The sequence below is a fragment of the Acidovorax temperans genome (genome assembly GCF_006716905.1).
GTDB lineage: Bacteria > Pseudomonadota > Gammaproteobacteria > Burkholderiales > Burkholderiaceae_C > Acidovorax > Acidovorax temperans.
In genome coordinates this window covers 583,298-606,684 of record NZ_VFPV01000001.1, presented here as the reverse complement: position 1 = coordinate 606,684, position 23,387 = coordinate 583,298, and the positions used below count along the sequence as shown (strand labels likewise).

Sequence of the window (23,387 nt, the reverse complement as noted above, 5' to 3'; positions counted from 1 at the left end):
GGGCTGGAGGAGTTGTATTCATGCCCAGCCACACCGCCTTGCCCGTTGATTCCACTGCCCCCGCCGCCCAGCCCGGCGGCTGGTGGGCCGTGTGCCTGTGTGCCGGCTGGTGCGGCACCTGCCGCGACTACCGGGCGCTGTTTGACGCCCTGGCCCAGGCCCACCCCGAGGTGCGCTTTGAGTGGGTGGATATTGAAGACGAATCGGAACTGGCGGGCGACCTGGATGTAGAGACCTTCCCCACGCTGCTGATTGCCGATGGCCGCAAGGCGCATTTTCTGGGCCCCTTGCTGCCCCAGGCTGCGGTGTTGGAACGGCTGCTGACCACCCTGCGCAGCGGTGCCCCTTCTGGTGCCGCCACCGACCCCATGGCGCAAGAGGTGTTTGACCGCGTGCGTGCAGACCGCACTGTGGCAGGCACTTGATGCTATTAAATAGATAGCTGCTGGCGCTTATTCATCAAGCGCTAGAGGCCAATTTGACCTGTAATGCCTGACACCTTCTGGTTTGACCCCGACTCCTTGCGCGCTCTGTGCGAGGACGGCCCCTGGATGCGTGGCAAGGCCCTGCTGGCACAGGGCGTGGTGAGCGAGCCAGACATTGAGCCGTTGGACGAAGGCTGGCGCATACAGGCCCTGGTGCAGGGCACGCAGCACCTGCCGTATGAAGTGGCCGTCACCCTGGCGGTGATGCCCGATGGCCAGGTGGACTACTGGCGTAGCGTGTGCGACTGCCCCGTGGGCCGCCAGTGCAAGCATGCGGTGGCGTTGATGCTGAAGGCGGCCCGTCTGCCGCTGAGCGATGAAGCCCGCGCTGCCGCAGCCCCGCGCAAGGATGTGAGCGCGGCGGCGGCGTCCTTGTCGGCCCGCGAACGCATGGCCGCCGTGCAGCAGGCCGAGGCCCAGGCCCAGCTGGTGAACTGGCTGGCCGCGCTGGACCGCGCCGCCGGGGGCGATGTGGTACTCAGCCCCAATGGCCGCAGTGCGCGGCCGGAGCAATATCTCTATTTGCTGTCGGTGGTGGGCGGCATGCGCCAGCCCACCCAGTTGCAGCTTGAAGCCGTGGTGTCTTACCCCAAGGTGACCGGTGGCTGGGCCAAGCCCAAGCAGGTGCGTACCCAGCCCGCCAAGGGCCAGGCGGTGTACGACCAGGCCAGCGAGACCGATCGCCAGGTGTTGCAACTGCTGCGCGCTATGCCGCGCAGTCAGGTGTATTACTCGGCCTACAGCGGCGCGCCCTGCGCGGTGCTGGAAGGGCAGGTGGGTTTGCTGGCGCTGCAACAGGCCGCCAGCACCGGGCGGCTGTTTGCCGATGCGGGTGGATCTACCGTGGGCAACGCCCTGCGATGGGGCCCCTCACGCCCCTTGCAGTGGTGTTGGCACGAGCTGCCCGCCCAGCCCGGGGCTTTGTCGGCCGAGCCCGCTTGGCAACTGCGCGCTGCTCTTGCCGGTGGCAGCGGTGTGCTGTGCCACAACAGCCCGCCCTTGTTCATAGATGCCGAGCGGGGCGAATGCGGGCCGGTAGAGCTGGGCTCTGTATCACCCGCACAGCTGGAGGTGCTGCTCAAGGCCCCCGCGCTGCGCGAGTCGGCCATCGAAAAATACCAGGATGAAATGGCTCGCAGCCTGCACCATCTGCCCCTGCCCCCGGTGGTGCAAAGCGTGCAGCGGTTGCAGGGTGTGGTGCCCCGGCCTTGCCTGCACCTGGCCCCCACGCCGCTGGCCGACCGGCCCACGCTGGGCCTGGTGATGGCGCGGCTCACCTTTGACTATGCCGGCCACCGTGGCTGGTGGCCAGGGCAGGGCGCGCAGGTGATGTTGCCGCCGCTGAATGGGGGCGATGGCCCCAAGGTGCTGCTGCAGCGCCACCCCCAGGCCGAGCTGGAAGCCATCCAAAAACTGATGGCGCTGGGCCTGCTGGCCACCGACGACGGCGTGTTTGGCCTGCCCGGCGAGCGCTCGCAGCAGGCCTGGCTGCCGTGGGCCGATGCGGGCTTTGCGGTGTTTATCGAAGCAGGGTTTGACGTGACCCAGGACCCGGCGCTGCAGGGCTGGGTAAGCCATGCGCAAAACCTGACGGTGGCGCTCGCGCCGCAGCCGGTGGCTCGCGCTGCCAGGCCTGGGCAAGAAGATCCGGTCGAAGAACCGGAACCACTCAGCGCCTTTGGACAGAAGCAGGGGCGCGATGGCGAGTCAGAAGTGATGCCGGATGAGATGCAAGACACCTCGCCCTGGTTCTCGCTCTCACTGGGCGTGGAACTGGACGGCCAGCGCCACAACGTGCTGCCCTGGCTGCCCGACCTGATCGCCCAGGCCGCGCAGCACCCGCCAGATGCCGCCACCGGGCAGCCCCAACTGCCGCCGTTTGTCTACGTGCCGCGTGGCGATGCCCAAGGCGGCTTTGTGCGCCTGCCCACCGAGCCGCTGCGCCCCTGGCTGGCCGCCTTGCTGGAACTGGTGGGCGAGCGGGGCTCGGATTTTGCCCAACCCAGCCTGCGCTTGTCGCGCCTGGAAGCCTTGCGAGCCAGTGCCACCCTGGGCGAAGGCGCTGTGTGGCAGGGTGCTGCATCGTTGCAGGCCCTGGTGCAGCAGCTACAGGGCGCGAGCCCCATCGCCGAGGTGCCCGTGCCTGCCAGCGTGCACGCCAGCCTGCGCCCGTACCAGCAGCAGGGGCTGAACTGGCTGCAGTTTCTGCGCGCCCAGGGCCTAGGCGGCATCCTGGCCGACGACATGGGCCTGGGCAAAACGCTGCAAACCCTGGCCCACATCCAGGTCGAAAAAGACGCAGGCCGCCTCACGGCCCCCGCGCTGGTGATCGCCCCGGTGAGCCTGATGGGCAACTGGCACAGCGAAGCCGCGCGGTTTTGCCCCGGTCTGCGCACCCTGGTGCTGCACGGCGCAGGCCGCCATGAAATGGCGGATTCCGTGGCCGAGCACGATCTGGTCATCGCCCCTTATTCATTGCTTCAGCGCGACCGTGAGCGCTGGCTGCAACTGCAGTGGCACCTGGTGGTGCTGGACGAGGCGCAAAACATCAAGAACGCCAGCACCAACGCGGCCCAGGTGGTGTCGGCACTGCAGGCGCGCCACCGGCTGTGCCTGTCGGGCACGCCCATGGAAAACCACCTGGGCGAAATCTGGAGTCTGTTCCACTTCCTGATGCCCGGCTTTTTGGGCAGCCAGCAGCGGTTTCGCGAGCTGTTTCGCAACCCCGTAGAAAAACAGGGTGACACCGGACGGCTGGCCCAATTGCGTGCCCGCGTAGCGCCGTTCATGCTGCGCCGCACTAAGGCCTTGGTGGCGGCCGAGCTGCCCCCCAAGGTGGAAACCGTGATGCGGGTGGAGCTGACGGGCGCCCAGGCCGATCTGTACGAAACCATCCGCTTGGGCATGGAAAAAACCGTGCGCGAAGCCCTGCATTCCAAAGGCTTGGCCAAGTCGCAGATCACGATCCTGGATGCGCTGCTCAAGCTGCGCCAGGTCTGCTGTGACCCGCACCTGGTGCCGCTGGAGTCCGCCCGCCAGGTGCGCGAATCGGCCAAGATGGCGCAGTTGATGGAGCTTTTGCCCGAAATGCTGGCCGAGGGGCGGCGGGTGCTGCTGTTTTCGCAGTTCACCAGCATGCTCGGCTTGATCGAGGCGGAGCTCAAGGCCCGGGGCTTGCCCTGGGTCAAGCTCACCGGCCAAAGCCAAAAGCGCGATGAGATCATCCAGCGATTCACCAGCGGCGAGGTGCCGCTGTTCCTCATCAGCCTGAAGGCGGGCGGTGTGGGGCTGAACCTGCCCCAGGCCGATACCGTCATCCACTACGACCCCTGGTGGAACCCCGCTGCCGAAGCGCAGGCCACCGACCGCGCCCACCGCATCGGCCAGACGCAAAACCTGTGGGTGGTGAAAATGGTGGCCCAGGGTACGATTGAGGAGCGCATTTTGGCCTTGCAGGAGCGCAAGGCACAGCTGGCCCAGTCCATCTACGGGGGCGAAGCGGCCCGCCGCGAACCGCTGTTCACCGAGAGCGACCTTCAGCAGCTGTTGCAGCCCTTGGGAGCAGACTGAATCGCTGTTGCTAGGTGTGCACTGTCGTTGCAAATCAATGCTTTAAAGAGTACAATCCAGTTCTCACGACCAAACGGGCGGGTACCAACCGCCCGTTTTTTTTGGTCGATTGGTTTTGGAGCTCGAAGCTGTCAGAAGGGGGTCTTCTGGGGGTTATCGGGTTTTTCGTTTTTCCCGGGATTGAACTGAACACGTGGCACTGCAGCAAATCGTTGAACAAGTTGTGACTGGTTTGGGCTATGACCTGGTGGAGATTGAACGCTCTGCCGGAGGCCTCTTGCGCATCACCATTGATTTGCCCTGGGTGGCTCCGGCCACCGATGCACCCGCCCCGCTGTTGGACCAGTTTGTCACCGTGGAAGATTGCGAAAAAGTCACCCGCCAGCTGCAGTTTGCGCTGGAGGTGGACGGTGTGGAATACAAGCGCCTGGAAGTGTCATCCCCAGGCATTGACCGCCCCCTGCGCCACGAACAGGATTTCGTGCGTTTCGAGGGTTCGGTCATCGACATCACCCTGAAGGCGCCCATGGGTGCGGCAGCGGCCGGTCAGGTCAGCGCCAATCGCAAGAAATTTCGCGGCACGCTGGAGCGTGCAGAGTCTGGTGGCTGGCAGATCGTCTGGAGAGACGAGCCTGCAGTCAAGCCTGGTCAAAAAGTCAGCAAGAAACGCGTTCCAGCGCCTTTGCAGGCACTGGGTTTCACCTTGGATGAATTGCGTGATGCGCGCCTGGCGCCCATTGTTGATTTCAAGGGCCGTGCTGGCAAGGCGGGGCAGGGCGCTGCCTGAGCCGCAGATTAAAAATACAGGATGGCGGGTTGCCCCACGGTGGCCAGCAATCTTCAGTGATTGAAATAGGAGAGTCGTCGCATGAATCGCGAATTGTTGATGTTGGTTGAGGCCATTTCGCGCGAGAAGAACGTGGAGCGTGATGTGGTCTTGGGTGCCGTGGAATCGGCCCTGGCCCAGGCTACCAAGAAGCTGTACCAAGGCGAAGTGGATATCCGCGTGTCCATCGACCGTGACAGCGGCAACTACGAGACTTTCCGCCGCTGGCTGGTGGTGCCTGATGATGCCGGCCTGCAAAACCCAGATGCTGAAGAGCTGCTGATGGATGCCCGCGAGCGCGTGGCTGACATCGAGGTGGGCGAGTACATCGAAGAAGGTGTCGAATCCGTGCCCATCGGTCGTATCGGCGCCATGGCGGCCAAGCAGGTCATCCTGCAAAAGATCCGCGATGCAGAGCGTGAAATGTTGCTCAACGACTTCATGTCGCGGGGCGAAAAGATCTTCACCGGCACCGTCAAGCGCATGGACAAGGGCGACATCATTGTCGAATCCGGCCGCGTGGAAGGCCGCCTGCGTCGCTCGGAAATGATTCCGAAGGAAAACCTGCGCAGTGGCGACCGTGTACGCGCCATGATCATGGAAGTGGATCTGACGCTGCGCGGCGCACCGATCATCCTGTCGCGTTCGGCCCCCGAATTCATGGTGGAGCTGTTCCGCCAGGAAGTGCCCGAGATCGAGCAAGGCCTGCTGGAGATCAAGTCCTGCGCCCGTGACCCCGGTTCGCGCGCCAAGATTGCCGTTCTGTCGCACGACAAGCGCGTGGACCCCATCGGCACCTGCGTCGGCGTGCGTGGCACCCGCGTCAATGCTGTGACCAATGAACTGGCTGGTGAGCGTGTGGATATCGTGCTGTGGTCGGAAGATCCCGCGCAGTTCGTGATTGGTGCGCTGGCACCCGCGAACGTGTCCTCCATCGTGGTGGACGAAGAAAAACACGCCATGGATGTGGTGGTGGACGAGGAAAACCTGGCCATCGCCATCGGCCGTGGTGGTCAGAACGTGCGCCTGGCTTCCGACCTGACGGGCTGGAAGATCAACATCATGGACGCTGCCGAGTCTGCCCAAAAGCAGGCCAACGAGTCCGACGCCTCGCGCCGCCTGTTCATGGAAAAGCTGGATGTAGACGAGGAAATCGCCGACATCCTGATCTCCGAAGGCTTTGCCACCCTGGAAGAAGTGGCCTATGTGCCGCTGCAGGAAATGCTGGAGATCGAATCGTTTGACGAAGACACCGTGAACGAGCTGCGCGCCCGCGCCAAGGATGCGCTGCTCACCATGGAAATCGCCCGTGAGGAAAGCGTGGAAGAGGTCTCTCAAGACCTGCGCGACCTCGAAGGCATGACTCCCGACCTGATTGCCAAGCTGGCCGAAGGCGGTGTGCATACACGTGACGACTTGGCCGATCTGGCCATTGATGAGCTGACCGACCTGACCGGACAGTCTGCTGAAGAAGCCAAGGCCTTGATCATGAAGGCCCGCGAACATTGGTTCGTGGCAGGGCAAGAGTAAGGTCAGGGAGGCACGAACCAAATATGTCGAGTAATACTGTCGCCGAGTTCGCTAACGAACTCAAGAAATCGCCTGAAACCCTGCTGGATCAGCTCAAGGCTGCTGGTGTGGGCAAGACTGCCGCTTCAGACCCCCTGACCGAGTCTGACAAGCAAAAACTGCTGGCTTACCTGCAGGCCAGCCATGGCACCGCTTCGGCGGATCGCAAAAAGATCACCATGGTGAAGAAGTCCACCAGCGAGATCAAGCAGGCCGATGCCACCGGCAAGGCCCGCACGATCCAGGTGGAAGTACGCAAGAAGCGCACCTTCATCCAGCGCGATGAAGGCGCTGAGGCGTCTGCGCCGGCCGCCCAGGCGCGTGAAGCTGCGGTGGAAGAATCCGCCGTGTCGCGCGAGGACCAGGAACTGGTTCGCCGCGAGGAAGAAGCTCGTCGCCAGGCTGAGCTGATTCGTCGCCAGGAAGCTGAACTGGCTACCAAACGTGCTGAGCGTGAAGAGCGCGAGCGCCGCGAACGTGAAGCGGAAGAGCGCGCTGCAGCCTACGCTGCCCAGGAAGCCGCCAAGAAGGCGCAAGCCTCTGCGCAGCAGCAGGAAGCTACACGCGAGCAGCAGGCCGAAGCGGCTGCCCGTGCCGCAGCCCAGAATGAAGCCCGTGAAAAGGCCGCCGCAGAAGCCAAGGCCCGTGCCGAAGAAGAAGCTGCGCGAGCCCGCGATCTGGAAGAGCGTCGTCGCAAGGCCCTGGCGGAAGCCGAGGCCATTCGCGCGATGATGGCGGCGCCCAAGAAGTCCGTCATGGTGGCCAAGAAGCCTGAGGAACCCAAGCCAGCAGCCAAGCCTGCCGCCGTGGGTGACGCGAAGAAGGGCACCCTGCACAAGCCTGCCGTTGGTACCGGCACAGGCCCACGCAATGCGGGTGCTGCCGCACCAGTCGCCCCCGGCGGTGGTTCGGGCAAGGAGGTCAAGTCGGCCAAGTTGTCCTCCAGCTGGGCGAACGACACGGCCAAGAAGAAAGAAATCAAGACCCGCGGCGACAGCAGTGGTGGCGTGGGCCGCAACAACTGGCGTGGTGGCCCCCGTGGCCGCCGTGGTGAAAACCGCGATCAACGTGACGATCACCAGAACTCCGCACCGGTGGAAGCCCGGATCATCGAAGTGCATGTGCCTGAAACCATCACGGTGGCAGAGCTGGCACACAAGATGTCGATCAAGGCCTCTGAAGTGATCAAGGCCCTGATGAAAATGGGCCAGATGGTCACCATCAACCAGCCTCTGGACCAGGACACCGCCATGATCGTGGTGGAAGAAATGGGCCACAAGGCAGTGGTGGCGGCGCTGGACGATCCAGAAGCCTTCACCGACGAAGATGCGGGTCAAAAAGACGCCGAGCTGCTGCCACGCGCTCCAGTGGTCACCGTCATGGGCCACGTGGACCACGGCAAGACCTCGCTGCTGGACTACATTCGCCGCGCCAAGGTGGCGTCTGGCGAAGCTGGTGGTATCACGCAGCACATTGGTGCTTACCACGTTGAAACCCCACGCGGCATGGTGTCGTTCCTCGATACCCCTGGTCACGAGGCCTTCACGGCCATGCGTGCCCGTGGTGCGCAGGCCACCGACATTGTGATTCTGGTGGTGGCGGCCGACGACGGTGTCATGCCCCAGACCAAGGAAGCCATCAAGCACGCCAAGGCTGCCAATGTGCCGATCGTGGTGGCCATCACCAAGGCTGACAAGCCTGATGCCAACCCCGACCGCGTCAAGCAGGAACTGGTGGTCGAGGAAGTGGTGCCTGAAGAGTACGGCGGTGATTCGCCCTTCGTGCCGGTGTCCTCCAAGACCGGTATGGGCATCGACGAGTTGCTGGAGCAAGTGCTGCTGCAAGCTGAAGTGCTGGAGCTCAAGGCGCCTGTTGACGCCATGGCCAAGGGTTTGGTCATCGAAGCGCAGCTGGACAAGGGCCGCGGCCCTGTGGCCACTGTGCTGGTGCAGTCCGGTACGCTGAAGGTGGGCGATGTGGTGCTGGCGGGTCAAACCTCGGGCCGCGTGCGCGCCATGCTGGACGAAAACGGCAAGCCTGCCAAGACGGCTGGCCCGTCGATTCCGGTGGAAATCCAGGGTCTGTCCGATGTGCCGCAGGCTGGTGACGAGTTCATGGTGCTCAGCGATGAGCGCCGTGCTCGCGAGATCGCGACCTACCGCGCTGGCAAGTTCCGCAACACCAAGCTGGCCAAGCAACAGGCTGCCAAGCTGGAAAACGTCTTCAACGAGATGACGGCGGGCGAGGTGCAGACGCTGCCCATCATCATCAAGGCCGACGTGCAGGGCTCGCAGGAAGCGCTGGCAGCCTCGCTGCTCAAGCTGTCCACAGACGAGATCCGCGTGCAGCTGGTGTATGCCGGCGTGGGCGGTATCAGCGAATCCGACGTCAACCTGGCGATTGCCTCTAAGGCCATCGTGATCGGCTTCAACGTGCGAGCCGATGCCGGTGCGCGCAAGCTGGCCGAGTCGAGCGATGTGAGCCTGCATTACTACAACATCATTTACGACGCCGTGGATGAGTTGAAGGCCGCCATGTCTGGCATGCTAGCCCCCGAGCAGCGCGAAGAAGCCATTGGTACGGCCGAGATCCGCACGGTGTTCGTAGCTTCCAAGATCGGTACGGTGGCGGGTTCGTACATCACCTCCGGCCAGGTCACGCGCAACTGCAAGTTCCGCCTGCTGCGCGACAACGTGGTCATCTACACCGGCGAAGTCGAGTCTGTGCGCCGCCTCAAGGACGATGTCAAGGAAGTCAAGGAAGGCTTCGAGTGCGGTATCAAGCTGCGCAACTACAACGACATCAAGGAAGGCGATCAGCTGGAGTTCTTCGAGATCAAGGAAATCGCACGGACGCTGTAAGGCGAACGAGGTACAAGCGACAACATGGCTGCGAAGAAATCTGCTACCCCTAACCGTGCCTTCAAGGTGGCCGATCAGATCCAGCGCGATCTGACCGAGCTCATCGCGCGCGAGTTGAAAGACCCACGCGTGGGCATGGTGACGCTGCAAGGCGTGGAGGTCACTCCCGACTATGCCCATGCCAAGGTGTTTTTCAGCCTGCTGGTGGGTGACCCCGTGGAAACCCAGGCGGCGCTCAACCAGGCTGCGGGTTTCCTGCGCAATGGCCTGTTCAAGCGCTTGCACATCCACACCGTGCCTACGTTGCACTTCGTGTTCGACCGCACTTCCGAGCGCGCGGCCGACATGAATGCCTTGATCGCCAAGGCTGTCTCTTCACGCGCGAAAGACGACGAGGAAGCATGACCGAGCGCGCTCCCCGCATCCGGGTGCAGCGGCGCCCGGTGCACGGAGTGCTGCTGCTCGACAAACCGCTCGGCCTTTCGAGCAACGACGCCTTGCAAAAGGTGAAGTGGTTGCTGCGCGCCGAAAAAGCGGGCCATACCGGTACGCTGGATCCCTTGGCATCCGGCGTGCTGCCTCTGTGCTTTGGTGCGGCTACCAAATTCAGCCAACTGCAACTTGACGCCCCCAAGACCTACGAAGCCGTGGCGTTGCTGGGCGTGACCACCGCCACCGGCGATGCCGAGGGCGACGTGCTGGAGCGCCGCGAGGTGCTGCCCGAACACCTGACGCCAGAGCGCCTGGCCGCCGTGCAGCAGCAGTTCACCGGCCCCATCAGCCAGGTGCCCCCCATGCACAGCGCGCTCAAAAAAGATGGCAAGGCGCTGTACGAGTACGCCCGCGCTGGCATTGCCGTGGAACGTGAGGCGCGCCAGGTCGTCATTCATGCATTGAAACTGGAGCTGATCCAGACAGAGAAAGCGCAAGCAGCTATCAAAATGATAGTGACTTGCAGCAAAGGTACGTACATCCGTACCTTGGGAGAAGACATTGGTGCAGCGCTGGGGGTGGGGGCTCACCTGACCTTTTTGCGCCGCATCGATACGGGAGGCCTGGGGGTCGAGCGTTGCGTCACTTTGGCGCAGCTCGAAGCCATGGACGAGGCGCAGCGCCTGGCTTGCGTTCTGCCTCCCGAGTCGCTGCTGGTGGGGCACACCCGTGTCACGTTGGACGGCGACAATGCAGCCCGGTTTCTGTCGGGTGTGCGTCGCCGTGGACCCTGGCCTGACGCCAGTGCCGTGGCGGTCTTTGGCGATCAACCTGCAGCGTTGCTGGGGGTGGGCCACATCGTTGGCGGGGAGCTGGTGCCGGGCAGGCTCCTGAGTCCGCTGGAAATTCAACAAATTTTGGAAGGCACGCCGCATTCCGCGTCCATGGCGCACAGCGGCACATTGGAAAAACTATGACGAAACAAATCCGCAATATCGCGATCATTGCCCACGTTGACCATGGCAAAACCACCATGGTGGACCAGCTGCTGCGCCAGTCCGGCACCTTCGCCGACCACGAAAAGGTCGTCGACACCGTGATGGACAACAACGCGATTGAAAAAGAGCGTGGCATCACCATCCTGGCCAAAAACTGTGCCGTGAGCTGGAAGGGCACGCACATCAACATCGTGGATACCCCCGGTCACGCGGACTTCGGCGGCGAAGTGGAACGTGCCCTGTCCATGGTGGATAGCGTGGTGCTGCTGATTGACGCGCAAGAAGGCCCCATGCCCCAGACGCGTTTCGTGACCAAGAAGGCCCTGGCCCTGGGCCTGCGCCCCATCCTGGTGGTGAACAAGGTGGACAAGCCCGGCGCTAACCCCGACAAGGTCGTGAACGCTGCGTTCGACCTGTTCGACAAGCTGGGTGCCACCGACGAACAGCTGGACTTCCCCGTGGTGTACGCCTCGGGCATCAACGGCTGGTCGTCGCTCGAAGAAGGCGCTCCTGGTGAGCAGTGGGGTCCCGACATGTCGGCCCTGTTCGACACCATCCTCAAGCACGTGCCGCCGAACACTGGCAACCCTGACGCTCCCCTGCAACTGCAGATCTCGGCGCTGGACTTCTCCACTTTCGTGGGCCGCATCGGTGTGGGCCGCATCAGCCAGGGCACTTTGAAGCCCATGCAGGACGTGGTCGTCATGGAAGGCCCCGGTGGCAAGACCGTCAAGGGCCGCGTGAACCAGGTGCTGACCTTCCAGGGCCTGGATCGCATGCAGACCCCCCTGGCTGGCCCTGGCGACATCGTGCTGATCAACGGCATTGAAGACATCGGCATCGGCGTGACCGTGACCGACCCGGCCAACCCTGCGCCGCTGCCCATGCTGAAGGTGGACGAGCCCACGCTGACCATGAACTTCTGCGTGAACACGTCGCCTCTGGCCGGCCGCGAAGGCAAGTTCGTGACCAGCCGCCAGATCTGGGACCGCCTGCAAAAGGAACTGCAGCACAACGTGGCCCTGCGCGTGAACGAAACGGACGAAGAAGGTGTGTTTGAAGTGATGGGCCGTGGTGAATTGCACCTGACCATCCTCTTGGAAAACATGCGCCGTGAAGGTTACGAGCTGGCAGTGTCCAAGCCCCGCGTGGTGTTCAAGGACATCGACGGCGTCAAGCACGAGCCCATCGAGCTGGTGACGGCTGACATCGAAGAAGGCCACCAAGGCGGCGTGATGCAAGCCCTGGGCGAGCGCAAGGGCGAGCTGGTGAACATGGAGTCCGACGGCCGTGGCCGTGTACGCCTGGAGTACCGCATTCCTGCCCGTGGCCTGATCGGTTTCACCAACGAGTTTCTGAACCTGACGCGCGGTTCCGGTCTGATCTCCAACATCTTCGACGGCTACGAGCCGCACAAGGGTGACATTGGTGGCCGCAAGAACGGCGTGCTGATCTCCATGGACGATGGCGAAATCTTCACCTACGCCCTGGGCAAGCTCGACGACCGTGGCCGCATGTTCGTGAAGGCAGGCGACCCCGTGTACGAAGGCATGATCGTCGGCGTGCACAACCGCGACAACGACCTGGTGGTGAACGCCACGCGTACCAAGCAGCTCACCAACTTCCGCGTTAGCGGCAAGGAAGACGCGATCAAGATCACGCCCCCGATCGACCTCACGCTGGAGTACGGTGTCGAGTTCATCGAAGACGACGAGCTGGTCGAAATCACGCCCAAGTCCGTGCGTCTGCGCAAGCGCTATTTGACCGAAAATGAGCGCAAGCGCGCCAGCCGCTCTTGATCTGAAGCGCGCTGACTTCGTGCCGAGCCCACCAGCCCGGCGCGCAGGTTGATCGATGAAAGGGCCCAGCTGTGCTGAGGCCCTTTTTTTCGTCCGTTGGTAGTTCTGACACAGCCGTTCCATGCTCAAACTCACACACACCCGCGCGGTGTTCCTGATGGTGATGGTGACCTTGCTCTGGTCGATTGCAGGGTTGGTCACGCGCCACCTGGAGCAGGCTCGCAGTTTTGAAGTCACTTTCTGGCGCAGTTTCTTCACCTTGCTGAGCCTGCTGGTCATGCTGCCCGCCATCCAGGGGCGAGGGGTGTTTGGCACCATTCGTCGCGGTGGCGCCGCGCTGTGGCTGTCAGGCCTGTGTTGGGCGACGATGTTCACCGCCTTCATGGTGGCCCTGACGTTGATGCCCGTGGCCAACGTGCTGGTCACCATGGCCGTGGGGCCGCTGCTGACGGCACTTTTTGCTCGGATCTTCATCGGCCACCGCATTGCGCTGCGCACCTGGGTGGCGATTGGGCTGGCCGGGCTGGGTATTGGCTGGATGTACGGCTCGCAAATGGCGGGTCTGCCACTGTCTGGCACCTTGGTGGCCCTGTGCGTGCCCGTGGCTGCTGCCGCCAACTGGACGGTGGTGCAGCACGCTCAGCGCCATGGCCATGCGGTGGATCTGGTCCCTGCGGTGCTGGTGGGGGCTGTGGTGTCGGTGATAGTGACATTGCCACTGGCCTTGCCGCTGCAAGCCACCGCACATGATTTATTCTTGCTGGCTTTGCTGGGGGTGTTCCAGTTGGCCATTCCTTGCGTTTTGGCCGTGCGCTGCGGGCGCGTGCTCAAGGCTCCCGAGATGGCACTGCTGGGCTTGCTGGAGGTGATCTTTGGCATTCTCTTGGCATGGTTTGGCGCCGGAGAGCGCCCAGCCTCTGCCGTACTGGCCGGTGGGGCACTGGTGATCGGTGCCCTGGTTTTCAATGAAATGTTGGGTTGGAAGGAACAAAAATGACGGAGACAGTGGTGGCTGCTGAGGTGTTGAGTGAAGTGCGTGGTCAGGTGGGTTTCATCACCCTGAACCGGCCCCGGGCGCTGAATGCGCTTTCTTTGGGCATGGTGCGTGACCTGATGGCCACCTTGCTTGCCTGGCAGGCCGATGACCGGGTGCTGGCCGTGGCCATTCGCGGCAGCAACAAGGAAGGCCCCTTTGGCGCGTTTTGCGCGGGCGGCGACATTCGCTTTCTGCACCAGGCGGGCAGCCAGGGCAACCCTCTGATCGAAGACTTCTTCACGGAAGAGTACGCCCTCAACCACCTGATCCACAACTACACCAAGCCCTACATTGCCTTCATGGACGGCATCGTGATGGGGGGCGGCATGGGCATCAGCCAGGGGGCAGCCCTGCGCGTGGTGACAGAGCGCACCAAGATGGCCATGCCCGAAACCGCCATTGGCCTGTTCCCCGATGTGGGTGGCGGCTACTTCCTGAGCCGTTGCCCTGGCAGCGTGGGTGAGTGGCTGGCCCTGACGGGCGACACCATTGGCGCGGGCGATGCCATCGAGAACCAGTTGGCCGACGGCTGCCTGCCTTCAGACCAGCAAGCCGCTGTGTGGGATGCCCTGGGCAGCCAGCACTTTGCAGATGGGCAAGCCATTCGCGCCTTTGTTGCTACAAAATTTGTAGCTGCCAGCGCTCACCACACAAGCGCTAGAGCCGATATTGACCAATATTTTTCGCTGCCCACAGTGGGCGATATTGTGCGCGCCCTGGAGTCCGCTGACACCGACTGGGCGCGTGCCACAGCGGCCACGCTGCGCAAGCGCTCGCCCCTCATGTTGCACGTGGTGCTGGAGCAGATCCGCCGTGCGCGCCACATGGGCCTGGCCGATGACTTGCGCATGGAGCGCGACATGGTGCGCCACTGCTTCTTCCTGCGCCCCGGCCAGAGTGAGACGGTGGAAGGCATCCGCGCCCTGGCGGTCGACAAAGACCATGCCCCGAAATGGAACCCCGGCCGCATCGAGGATGTGACGCCCGAGATGGTCACGCCTTTCTTCGCTAGCCCCTGGCCTGCGCACGCCCATCCATTGGCCGCGTTGAAGTAAGCCCGTAGCACATAGGTGAGCACATGAGACAAAAAAGCCGCTGATGAAGCGTATCCGTCCGGTCATCCCCTCTTGAACCACGACGAAGCGGTGTGGTTGCCAGCGGCATAAACTGCCGGGCATGAGCACGAGGCAAACCGTTGTAGACCGAGAGATGTTCGTTCAAGCCCTGCGCCACATGGGTGAAGAGGATTTGCTGTTCCTCAATCGCATGGTCGTCGAGCGCCTGAACCTGCTGGCTCAGGCCCGCAGCACGGTGCAACTGGCACAGTTTGCCGAGGGTGACCGTGTGCACTTCACCACCAACGACGGTGCCGTCAAGCAAGCTACGGTGGTGCGCCTGAACAAGAAGACCGCCAGCTTGCTCACCGACGACGGCCAGCACTGGAAGGTCTCCTCCGCCTTGCTGCGCAAGCAGGTAACCGCCTGAGTCCGCGCCGGATCTTCAGGGTGTGGCTGGCTTCCAGCGGTGCGGCAGCAGTTCTTCGATCTGGCTAGCCTTGTGCGTGGGTAGCCGCGTGAGCACATCCCTGAGATAGGCATAGGGATCGAGACCATTCATGCGCGCCGACTGAATCAGACTCATCACCGCCGCCGCCCGCTGGCCCGCACGCAAACTGCCCGCAAACAGCCAGTTGTTTCTGCCAAGGGCAATCGGCCGGATCTGGTTCTCGATCCAGTTGTTGTCCACGGGAAGTTGCGCATCATTGACAAAACGTGTCAACGCCACCCAGCGCTTGAGGCTGTAGTCCAGCGCCTTGGCGGTGGCCGAGTTGCCCGCCACCTGCTGGCGTTGCAGCACCATCCACTCGTGCAAGGCATCCAGCACGGGCCTGCTCTGGCGCTGACGAATTTCCAGGCGCTGATCGGCGCTCAGCTCCTTGACCTCACGCTCTATCTCATAGAGCCGGGCAAACTGCTGCAGCGCAAACGCCGCAATCTGGCTTTTGTTGGCCACATGCAGATCGAAGAATTTACGACGGGCATGGGCCAGACACCCCACCTCCGTCACCTGCTGCCCAAAGCTGGCCTTGTAACCCGCATAGTCGTCACAGACCAGGCTGCCCGCCCAATCGCCCAGGAATGCGCGAACATGCTCACCGGCACGCGATTCGCAAAAGTCATAGACAACTGCCTTCATGTCTTCGAAGGCACCTGGCGCGTAGGCCCAGAGGTAGGCGCGGTGGGTGGTGCCCTTGCCAGGTTTTAGCATCTGCACCGGCGTTTCGTCGGCGTGCAGCACGCGGCGCGTGAGTATCTCGGCCTTGAGGGCATCGACCAGGGGCTGCAACCTCACCCCGCAGATGCCCACCCACTGCGCCAGGGTGGATCTGGGGATGTGCAGGCCGGCACGTCCAAAGATCGCCTCCTGGCGATACAGCGGTAAGTGGTCCTGGTACTTGGCCACCAGCACCTGGGCCAGCAGGCCGGCCGTGGGAATGCCTTTGTCGATGACCTGGGCGGGCACGGGCGCCTGGGTGATGGTCTCGCACTTGGCGCAAGCCCACTTGCCCCGGACATGGCGCTCGACGGTGAAGACACCCGGCACGTAATCGAGCTTCTCGGCCACATCCTCACCGATGCGTTTCATCTGGTAGCCACAGCCCGGTCTCTGACAGAGCGTCGAGGCGGGCTCATGGACAATCTCACGCCGTGGCAGGTGGGCGGGAAGCGGGGACCGTTTGGGTTGCCGTTTGTGGCTGTGGGCCTGGCCAGTGGGTGCCAGCTGTTCGATCTGCTGGATCACAGCGGCCAGATCCGCATCGAGTTCTTCTTCGAGCAGGCTCCTTTGCTCGGCGCTGTGGCGCTCGGATTTGGCGGCGAACTTCAGGCGTTTGAGCAAGGCACATTCGTAGCTCAACTTCTCGTTGAGTGCCCTTTGGTGGCGCAGCTCGCCGAGCAGCCGCTGGGTGAGCTCACGCAGCTGCGGCGCGTCCAGTTCGTGCAGGGTTTGCTCGTCAATCACCATGGCCTGCAGTGTGCCAACGGACAGGGGAGATGGCCATTGGTGCATCTGCCGATTGCCACCAAGGCGTGCCGCCATGACGATTCAGACCACGGTGATCACGCCTGCCTGGCCCACGCGCTGCCAGGGCAGGCCCAGCACCAGGGCGTTGAGCTGGGCGTGTTCGAGCGCCACGTTGGCACTGCCTGCCTGCGGCCAGATGAACTTGCCCTGGTGCAGGCGCCGGGCGGCCAGCCAGATACCGATGCCGTCATGCACCAAGACCTTCAGGCGGTTGGCGCGTTGGTTGGCGAAGACGTAGGCGTGGTGCGGCTGGGCGGCGCCGAAGGTGGCGATCACCCGGGCCAGGGCGGTGTCGATGCCAGCGCGCATATCCAGTGGGGCGGTGGCCAGCCAGGCGCAATCGATGCGGATCATCGCAGTAGCTCCCGCAGCAACTGGGCGCACTCGGCAGCGGCGGACAAGGGCCAGCTCACGCTGACAGTCGCCTCACCACGGCGTAGCTCGATTTGAATGGCCCCTGATGTGGCAGGCGGAGCCGGCAACGCCAGCGGTACGAAAGCCGGTGCGGGCGGCGAGCCATGATCGGGAACAGAGACAGGTCGGGACGGGTGAGCCTGTGCCGGCACAGATCGCTTGCGCTCCTCGATGATCCACTTGCGCACCATGTTGGCGTTGAGGCCGTTGGCCAGGGCCACGGCGGCAATCGATACGCCGGGTTGCAGGCAGGCCTGGATGACAGAGGCTCGGAACTCGGGGGAATGGCGCCGGCGCTGGCGTCCGGCTGGGGGGTGGGCGATGTTGGTGTTCATGTGTCCGCGCGTAGATAAGCGGACACAAGCATCCTTCAGGGAAAGGGGAGTTTCAAGGTGGGGTTCACCGGACGGATACGATGAAGCGGCTTTTTTGCGGGGTGGCAGTTGCTGCTGGTGCCGTGATGGTCAGCGGTTACGGCTCTTCATGGCGCGCTCCACCTCGCGCTTGCCTTCGCGGTCCTTGATGGTGTCGCGCTTGTCGTGCTCTGCCTTGCCCTTGGCCAGTGCAATTTCGCATTTCACAAAGCCATTTTTCCAGTGCAGATTCAGGGGCACCAGGGTGTAGCCCTTTTGCTCCACCTTGCCAATCAGCCGCTTGATCTCGTCTTTCTTGAGTAGCAGTTTCTTGGTGCGTGCTGACTCGGGGTTGACGTGGGTGGAAGCGGTTTTGAGCGGGTGGATCAGGCAGCCCAGCAGGTACAACTCGCCATCGCGGATCAGCACATAGCCATCGGTCAGTTGTACCTTGCCTTCCCGCAGCGCCTTGACCTCCCAGCCGTGCAGCACCATGCCTGCCTCGTGGCGTTCTTCGAAGAAATAATTGAAAGCCGCTTTCTTGTTGTCAGCAATGCGGGACGAGGGATCGGGTTTTTTGGCCATGAGGAATTAGATAAGACGCAAACCGGAAGATAAAAGGCCTCCCTACAATTGTCGCTGTCTCGCACCCGCGATTCTAATTTCTCTGGCCCCCACATCAGCCCTCCCTGCCACGGGGTGCCGGGCCCCGTCTGCATGAAAACCGTTCAAAAGTCTGTCCTCATCTGGTACTCGCCCAAAGAAATGTTTGATTTGGTCACGGCCGTGGAGCGTTATCCCGAATTTCTCCCCTGGTGCGACCGTGCCCAGGTACTGGAGCGCAGCGAAGCGGGGATGACTGCGGAAGTGGGGATTGCGCTGGGCGGCATTCGCCAGACCTTCGTCACCCGCAATGTTCACGAACTCGGTGAGCGGGTGCAAATGCACCTCGTCAAAGGTCCGTTTTCCAAGCTGGAGGGCGACTGGCGCTTTTTGCCAGTGGGCGACGGCACCCAGCGGGCGTGCAAGGTGGAATTGCAATTGAACTACGGCTTTAGCAGCGCCGCACTGGCAGCCCTGGTGGGCCCGGTGTTTGACCGCATTGCGGCCACCATGGTGGATGCTTTCGTCAAGCGCGCAGAGCAGGTGTATGGCTGAGCAGAGGGTGGAAGCTGCTGGCCACGATGTGACAGAGGATCACGCCTTGCAGGCCCCTTTGACCGTGATCGTGGTGGTGTGCCTGGCCCCGCGGCAAACCCAGCAGTGGGAGCTGCAGTTACCGCCAGGGTCTACCGTGGCAGACGCGCTGCAGGCTGGCCCCAGCGGCTCCGCCTGGCGCCAAGTGAGCAAGGGAACGGCTCTGTGTGGGATCTGGGGGCGTGTGGTGGAAAAAACCACGGTGTTGCAACACCAGGACCGGGTGGAGGTGTACCGCGCCCTGAAGGTAGACCCCAAAGTGGCCCGGCGTGAACGTTTTGCCAAACAGGGCGCGCGCACCACCGGGCTGTTTGCCAGCAAGCGCCCAGGAGCCAAGGCCGGTTACTGAGCCCTGGCTGCCTTGGCCTCAGCGTGTGCAGTCTGAGGCGATGATGTCGTTGGTGCGCTTGATTTCTGCGTTGCGGCTGGCTTCGTCCATGATGACTCGCTCGCCCTGTGCATTGGTTTGCTTCATCAAAACGCCGGATTCCAGCGTTGCCTTGGCCTGGCGCGCCCGCGTGCAGTTCTCGGCTTTGGCTCGCGCTATCTTTTCTTCTTCCGCCTTTTTCTTGGCGGCTTCAGCTGCTTCAGCGGCGGCCTTTTTCTCTTCCAGTTCCTTGTCTTTGCCCGCCGCTACAGGTTTGGCGGCCGGTTTGGATGCGGCCGCCGCGGGCGTCGCGTTCTCGGCGCTGCTGGCTTCTGGCGTGGCAGCAGGGCGAGCCACCGGCGCACCGCCGGGCTGCTTCAGGATGCTTTTGGCGGGGACTTCGGCTGGCGGGGGGCGGTCGCTGAACACCTTGCGGCCGTCCTTGTCGATCCACTGCCACTGAGCAGCAGCGCCCAGGGCCCATGTGCAGGCCACGGCCAGCAGGAGAAGCTTGTGCATTTTCATGCGGGCAAGTTTAGCGGTGAGGGCGGTGAGCTGTCACAGCATTCGCACTTGGTTACAGATGGGCGGAGAGTTGGGCTCCCTAGCCGGTTGTATCGCCGCCAACAGCGCGGGGGGCAGTGCGGGTACAATCCTTTTTTTGGAGCTTTCTCATGCGCCTTCTTGGAAAAGCGCTCACCTTCGACGATGTGTTGCTGGTGCCAGCGTACTCCCAGGTCCTGCCCAAGGACACGTCCCTCGCGACGAAACTCTCCCGCAACATCCAGTTGAACCTGCCGCTCGTGTCCGCCGCCATGGACACTGTGACGGAAGCACGCCTGGCCATCGCCATCGCCCAAGAGGGCGGCATCGGCATCGTGCACAAAAACCTCACACCGCAGGAGCAAGCAGCGCACGTGGCCAAGGTCAAGCGCTATGAATCCGGCGTGCTGCGCGATCCCGTGGTGATCACGCCAGAGCACACGGTTTTGCAAGTGCTTCAGTTGTCTGAGCAACTGGGCATCTCGGGATTCCCCGTATGCGACGGCGGCAAGGTGGTTGGCATTGTCACTGGCCGTGACCTGCGTTTTGAGACACGCTACGACGTCAAGGTCCACCAGATCATGACGCCGCGCGAGAAGCTCATCACCGTCAACGAAAAAGACGGCACCACGCCCGAACAAGCCAAGGCGCTGCTCAACAAGCACAAGCTGGAGCGCATCCTGGTCATCAACGATGCGTTCGAGCTCAAGGGCTTGATCACGGTGAAGGACATCACTAAGCAAACCAGCTTCCCCAATGCAGCGCGTGACGCGTCTGGCCGTTTGCGCGTGGGCGCTGCGGTGGGCGTGGGCGAGGGCACTGAAGAGCGTGTAGAAGCTCTGGTGCGCGCCGGTGTGGATGCCATCGTGGTGGACACAGCCCACGGCCACAGCAAGGGCGTGATCGAGCGTGTGCGCTGGGTCAAGCAAAACTACCCGCAAGTGGATGTGATCGGCGGCAACATCGCCACTGGCGCGGCTGCGCTGGCCTTGGTGGAAGCCGGTGCCGACGCCGTGAAGGTGGGCATTGGCCCTGGCTCGATCTGCACCACACGTATCGTGGCCGGTGTGGGTGTGCCCCAGATCATGGCTATCGACAACGTGGCCACTGCCCTCAAGGGCACCGGCGTGCCACTGATTGCAGACGGCGGTATTCGCTACAGCGGCGACATTGCCAAGGCTTTGGCGGCTGGCGCCAGCACCATCATGATGGGCGGCATGTTCGCGGGTACTGAAGAGGCTCCCGGCGAAGTGATCCTGTTCCAGGGCCGCAGCTACAAGAGCTACCGCGGCATGGGCTCGATCGGCGCCATGCAGCAAGGCAGTGCCGACCGCTATTTCCAGGAGTCGAGCACCGGCAACCCCAACGCCGACAAGCTGGTGCCTGAAGGCATTGAAGGCCGTGTGCCGTACAAGGGCTCGATGGTTTCCATCGTGTTCCAGATGGCTGGCGGCGTTCGTGCAGCCATGGGCTACTGCGGTTGCGCCACGATCGAAGAGATGAACAACAAGGCAGAGTTCGTCGAGATCACCACCGCTGGTATCCGCGAAAGCCACGTCCATGACGTGCAGATCACCAAGGAAGCACCTAACTACCGCGCGGATTGATCCTTCCGCAACCACAGGCCCGAACCCATCTCCCAGGTGTTCGGGCCTTTGTCTTTTCTCAAGCCCTCACGCACCTTTCTGTCGCCCGCCATGCAACACCAGAAAATCCTCATCCTTGATTTCGGCTCGCAAGTCACCCAGCTCATCGCCCGCCGTGTGCGCGAGGCCCATGTCTACTGCGAAGTGCACCCTTGCGATGTGACCGACGAGTGGATTCGCGAATACGCGAAGGACGGTCAGCTCAAGGGCGTGATCCTCTCGGGCAGCCACGCCAGCGTGTATGAAGTGGACGACAAGGCGCCTGCCGCAGTGTTTGAGCTGGGTATCCCTGTGCTGGGTATTTGCTACGGCATGCAGACCATGGCCAATCAACTGGGCGGCAAGGTCGAAGGCTCCAACACCCGCGAATTCGGCTACGCCGAAGTGCGTGCGCATGGCCATACCGAACTGCTCAAAGGCATTGAAGACTTTGCCACGCCCGAAGGCCACGGCATGCTCAAGGTGTGGATGAGCCACGGCGACAAGGTCACCGAGCTACCCCCAGGCTTCAAGGTGATGTGTTCCACGCCGTCGTGCCCCATCGCAGGCATGGCCGATGAAAGCCGCCACTATTACGCCGTGCAGTTCCACCCTGAAGTGACGCACACCGTGCAAGGCCGTGCCTTGCTGGAGCGCTTTGTGCTGGGCATCTGCGGCACACGCGCCGACTGGATCATGCGCGACCACATCGAAGAAGCGGTGCAAAAGATTCGCGAGCAGGTGGGTGACGAGGAGGTGATTCTCGGCCTGTCCGGTGGTGTGGATTCTTCAGTGGCTGCCGCGTTGATCCACTGCGCCATTGGCGACCAGCTCACCTGCGTATTTGTCGATCACGGCTTGCTGCGCCTGAACGAAGGCGACATGGTCATGGACATGTTCGAAGGCAAGCTGCACGCCAAGGTGATCCGCGTGGACGCCAGCGATTTGTTCCTCGGCAAGCTGGCAGGTGTCAGCGAGCCCGAGCAAAAGCGCAAGATCATCGGCGGCCTGTTCGTCGATGTGTTCAAGGCTGAGGCTGCCAAGCTCAAGGCGGGCACTGGCGGCCACAAAGGCGCTACCTTCCTGGCCCAGGGCACCATCTACCCCGACGTGATTGAAAGCGGCGGTGCCAAGAGCAAGAAGGCCGTCACCATCAAGAGCCACCACAACGTGGGTGGCCTGCCTGAGCAGTTGGGCCTGAAGTTGCTCGAACCTCTGCGCGACCTGTTCAAGGACGAAGTGCGCGAGTTGGGCGTAGCCCTGGGCCTGCCGCACGAGATGGTCTATCGCCACCCGTTCCCTGGCCCTGGCCTGGGTGTGCGTATCTTGGGCGAGGTGAAAAAAGAATACGCCGACCTGCTGCGCCGTGCCGACGCGATCTTCATTGAAGAGCTGCGCAACTTCAAGGACGAAGCGACAGGCAAGACCTGGTATGACCTGACTAGCCAGGCCTTCACCGTGTTTCTGCCCGTCAAGAGCGTGGGGGTGATGGGCGATGGCCGCACCTACGATTACGTGGTCGCCCTGCGCGCTGTGCAGACCAGCGATTTCATGACCGCCGACTGGGCCGAGCTGCCCTACGCCTTGCTCAAGAAGGTGTCTGGCCGCATCATCAACGAAGTGCGCGGCATCAACCGCGTGACGTATGACGTGAGCAGCAAGCCGCCAGCGACGATCGAGTGGGAATGATCGACACGCAGCTCAGATCCACCGACTGAGCTTCGATGCACAAGCAAAAAGGCCTTGAAGTCATTCAAGGCCTTTTTGTTTCAGGGACTTCGCTCTAGGGTGCGGCTACAGGGCCGCCGGCGGCTACTGTCCGCCAAACAGCCCGCCTTCGTCCAGCAATTCGTAGCTGATCTCGGGCCGTCGCTCCAGCGCTTGGCGGATGGCGGCGGGGATGGACTGGCGGGTTTTGCGGCACAGGCCGCGTTGTTCGTGGACCAGGATGGTGATGCCGCGCAGCGTGCGCACTTCATTGGGCCCGGGGGCGATGGTCAGGCGGATGCCGAGTTGCTGCTCCATGCGGTCTTGCAGGCGGCGCAGGTCGGCCAGGCTGGTGATCTGCTCCAGGCGCTGCAGCAGGCGCTTTTCTTCTTCGCGGGTGAGCAGCAGCACCCGGGCATCGGCCTGGGGGTCTTGCAGCAGGGCGTCGCGGTCGCATACGCAGGCGCCGGGCGGGCATTCGGTGCGGATGGGCAGCGTGGGGGGCGGCGCGTTCATGGTGC

General features: G+C 62.8%; 21 protein-coding genes. 15 read left to right on the top strand and 6 right to left on the bottom strand.

From position 1 onward, the window contains the following. The first annotated feature begins 20 nt into the window (after positions 1-20). The 11 genes from BDD18_RS03015 to BDD18_RS02965 all read left to right on the top strand — a co-directional run bounded on the left by BDD18_RS03015 (position 21) and on the right by BDD18_RS02965 (position 15,061). Complete coding sequence (locus BDD18_RS03015) at positions 21-425, top strand: thioredoxin family protein (protein ID WP_044400859.1); 405 nt, start codon at positions 21-23, stop codon at positions 423-425. Positions 426-488: 63 nt separating this feature from the next. After that, positions 489-4,055 carry a DEAD/DEAH box helicase gene (locus tag BDD18_RS03010; RefSeq protein ID WP_142081304.1) on the top strand — a complete coding sequence of 1,189 codons (3,567 nt, stop codon included), beginning with the start codon at positions 489-491 and terminating at the stop codon, positions 4,053-4,055. Between the two features lie 193 nt (positions 4,056-4,248). After that, the gene (gene rimP, locus BDD18_RS03005) at positions 4,249-4,842 is read left to right on the top strand and encodes a ribosome maturation factor RimP (protein ID WP_066695270.1); all 594 of its coding nucleotides are present in this window, start codon (positions 4,249-4,251) and stop codon (positions 4,840-4,842) included. Positions 4,843-4,923: 81 nt separating this feature from the next. After that, the gene (gene nusA / locus BDD18_RS03000) at positions 4,924-6,411 is read left to right on the top strand and encodes a transcription termination factor NusA (RefSeq protein WP_142081302.1); all 1,488 of its coding nucleotides are present in this window, start codon (positions 4,924-4,926) and stop codon (positions 6,409-6,411) included. A gap of 23 nt (positions 6,412-6,434) precedes the next feature. Beyond that, complete coding sequence (infB, locus tag BDD18_RS02995; RefSeq protein WP_142081300.1) at positions 6,435-9,311, top strand: translation initiation factor IF-2; 2,877 nt, start codon at positions 6,435-6,437, stop codon at positions 9,309-9,311. A gap of 24 nt (positions 9,312-9,335) precedes the next feature. Next, a complete protein-coding gene (gene rbfA / locus BDD18_RS02990; RefSeq protein WP_066695266.1) occupies positions 9,336-9,716 on the top strand; it encodes a 30S ribosome-binding factor RbfA in 381 nt (126 codons plus the stop codon). After that, on the top strand, positions 9,713-10,720 hold the full coding sequence (gene truB, locus BDD18_RS02985) for a tRNA pseudouridine(55) synthase TruB (RefSeq protein WP_142081298.1): 1,008 nt from the start codon (positions 9,713-9,715) through the stop codon (positions 10,718-10,720). Before rbfA ends, truB begins: the two co-directional genes overlap by 4 nt. Continuing rightward, positions 10,717-12,540 carry a translational GTPase TypA gene (typA, locus tag BDD18_RS02980; protein WP_066695262.1) on the top strand — a complete coding sequence of 608 codons (1,824 nt, stop codon included), beginning with the start codon at positions 10,717-10,719 and terminating at the stop codon, positions 12,538-12,540. The genes truB and typA overlap by 4 nt, the downstream gene beginning before the upstream one ends. A gap of 121 nt (positions 12,541-12,661) precedes the next feature. Next, the gene (locus BDD18_RS02975) at positions 12,662-13,537 is read left to right on the top strand and encodes a DMT family transporter (protein WP_142081296.1); all 876 of its coding nucleotides are present in this window, start codon (positions 12,662-12,664) and stop codon (positions 13,535-13,537) included. Beyond that, a complete protein-coding gene (locus tag BDD18_RS02970; RefSeq protein WP_142081294.1) occupies positions 13,534-14,631 on the top strand; it encodes an enoyl-CoA hydratase/isomerase family protein in 1,098 nt (365 codons plus the stop codon). Before BDD18_RS02975 ends, BDD18_RS02970 begins: the two co-directional genes overlap by 4 nt. 121 nt (positions 14,632-14,752) lie before the next feature. Further along, positions 14,753-15,061, top strand: coding sequence for a hypothetical protein (locus BDD18_RS02965; protein WP_066692873.1), 309 nt, complete (start codon positions 14,753-14,755; stop codon positions 15,059-15,061). 15 nt (positions 15,062-15,076) lie between these two features. On the opposite strand, the gene tnpC is transcribed toward BDD18_RS02965, so the two are convergent. The 4 genes from tnpC to smpB form a co-directional block, all read right to left on the bottom strand. Further along, on the bottom strand, positions 15,077-16,597 hold the full coding sequence (gene tnpC / locus BDD18_RS02960; protein ID WP_420837307.1) for an IS66 family transposase: 1,521 nt from the start codon (positions 16,595-16,597) through the stop codon (positions 15,077-15,079). 84 nt (positions 16,598-16,681) lie between these two features. Then, positions 16,682-17,014 (bottom strand): IS66 family insertion sequence element accessory protein TnpB, encoded by a 333-nt coding sequence (gene tnpB, locus BDD18_RS02955; protein ID WP_066692875.1) that lies wholly within the window; start codon positions 17,012-17,014, stop codon positions 16,682-16,684. Next, positions 17,011-17,409: an IS66-like element accessory protein TnpA gene (tnpA, locus tag BDD18_RS02950; RefSeq protein ID WP_066692878.1), complete on the bottom strand. Its 399-nt coding sequence runs from the start codon at positions 17,407-17,409 to the stop codon at positions 17,011-17,013. The genes tnpB and tnpA overlap by 4 nt, the downstream gene beginning before the upstream one ends. 129 nt (positions 17,410-17,538) lie before the next feature. Continuing rightward, positions 17,539-18,012, bottom strand: coding sequence for an SsrA-binding protein SmpB (gene smpB / locus BDD18_RS02945; RefSeq protein WP_044400887.1), 474 nt, complete (start codon positions 18,010-18,012; stop codon positions 17,539-17,541). A gap of 132 nt (positions 18,013-18,144) precedes the next feature. Between smpB and BDD18_RS02940 the strand changes: the two genes are divergently transcribed. Further along, positions 18,145-18,585, top strand: a complete 441-nt coding sequence (locus BDD18_RS02940; RefSeq protein ID WP_142081292.1) for a type II toxin-antitoxin system RatA family toxin — start codon at positions 18,145-18,147, stop codon at positions 18,583-18,585. A gap of 46 nt (positions 18,586-18,631) precedes the next feature. Further along, complete coding sequence (locus BDD18_RS02935) at positions 18,632-18,973, top strand: RnfH family protein (protein ID WP_420837298.1); 342 nt, start codon at positions 18,632-18,634, stop codon at positions 18,971-18,973. An 18-nt stretch (positions 18,974-18,991) separates the two neighbouring features. Here BDD18_RS02935 and BDD18_RS02930 read toward each other — a convergent pair whose 3' ends face one another. Then, positions 18,992-19,516, bottom strand: a complete 525-nt coding sequence (locus BDD18_RS02930) for a DUF4124 domain-containing protein (protein WP_066695254.1) — start codon at positions 19,514-19,516, stop codon at positions 18,992-18,994. 149 nt (positions 19,517-19,665) lie between these two features. Here BDD18_RS02930 and guaB point away from each other — a divergent pair, with 149 nt between their 5' ends. Then, positions 19,666-21,141, top strand: a complete 1,476-nt coding sequence (guaB, locus tag BDD18_RS02925) for an IMP dehydrogenase (RefSeq protein WP_044400896.1) — start codon at positions 19,666-19,668, stop codon at positions 21,139-21,141. 90 nt (positions 21,142-21,231) lie between these two features. Further along, a complete protein-coding gene (guaA, locus tag BDD18_RS02920) occupies positions 21,232-22,848 on the top strand; it encodes a glutamine-hydrolyzing GMP synthase (protein ID WP_142081290.1) in 1,617 nt (538 codons plus the stop codon). Between the two features lie 123 nt (positions 22,849-22,971). On the opposite strand, the gene BDD18_RS02915 is transcribed toward guaA, so the two are convergent. Then, positions 22,972-23,382: a hypothetical protein gene (locus BDD18_RS02915; RefSeq protein ID WP_142081288.1), complete on the bottom strand. Its 411-nt coding sequence runs from the start codon at positions 23,380-23,382 to the stop codon at positions 22,972-22,974. Between the last annotated feature and the right edge of the window lie 5 nt (positions 23,383-23,387).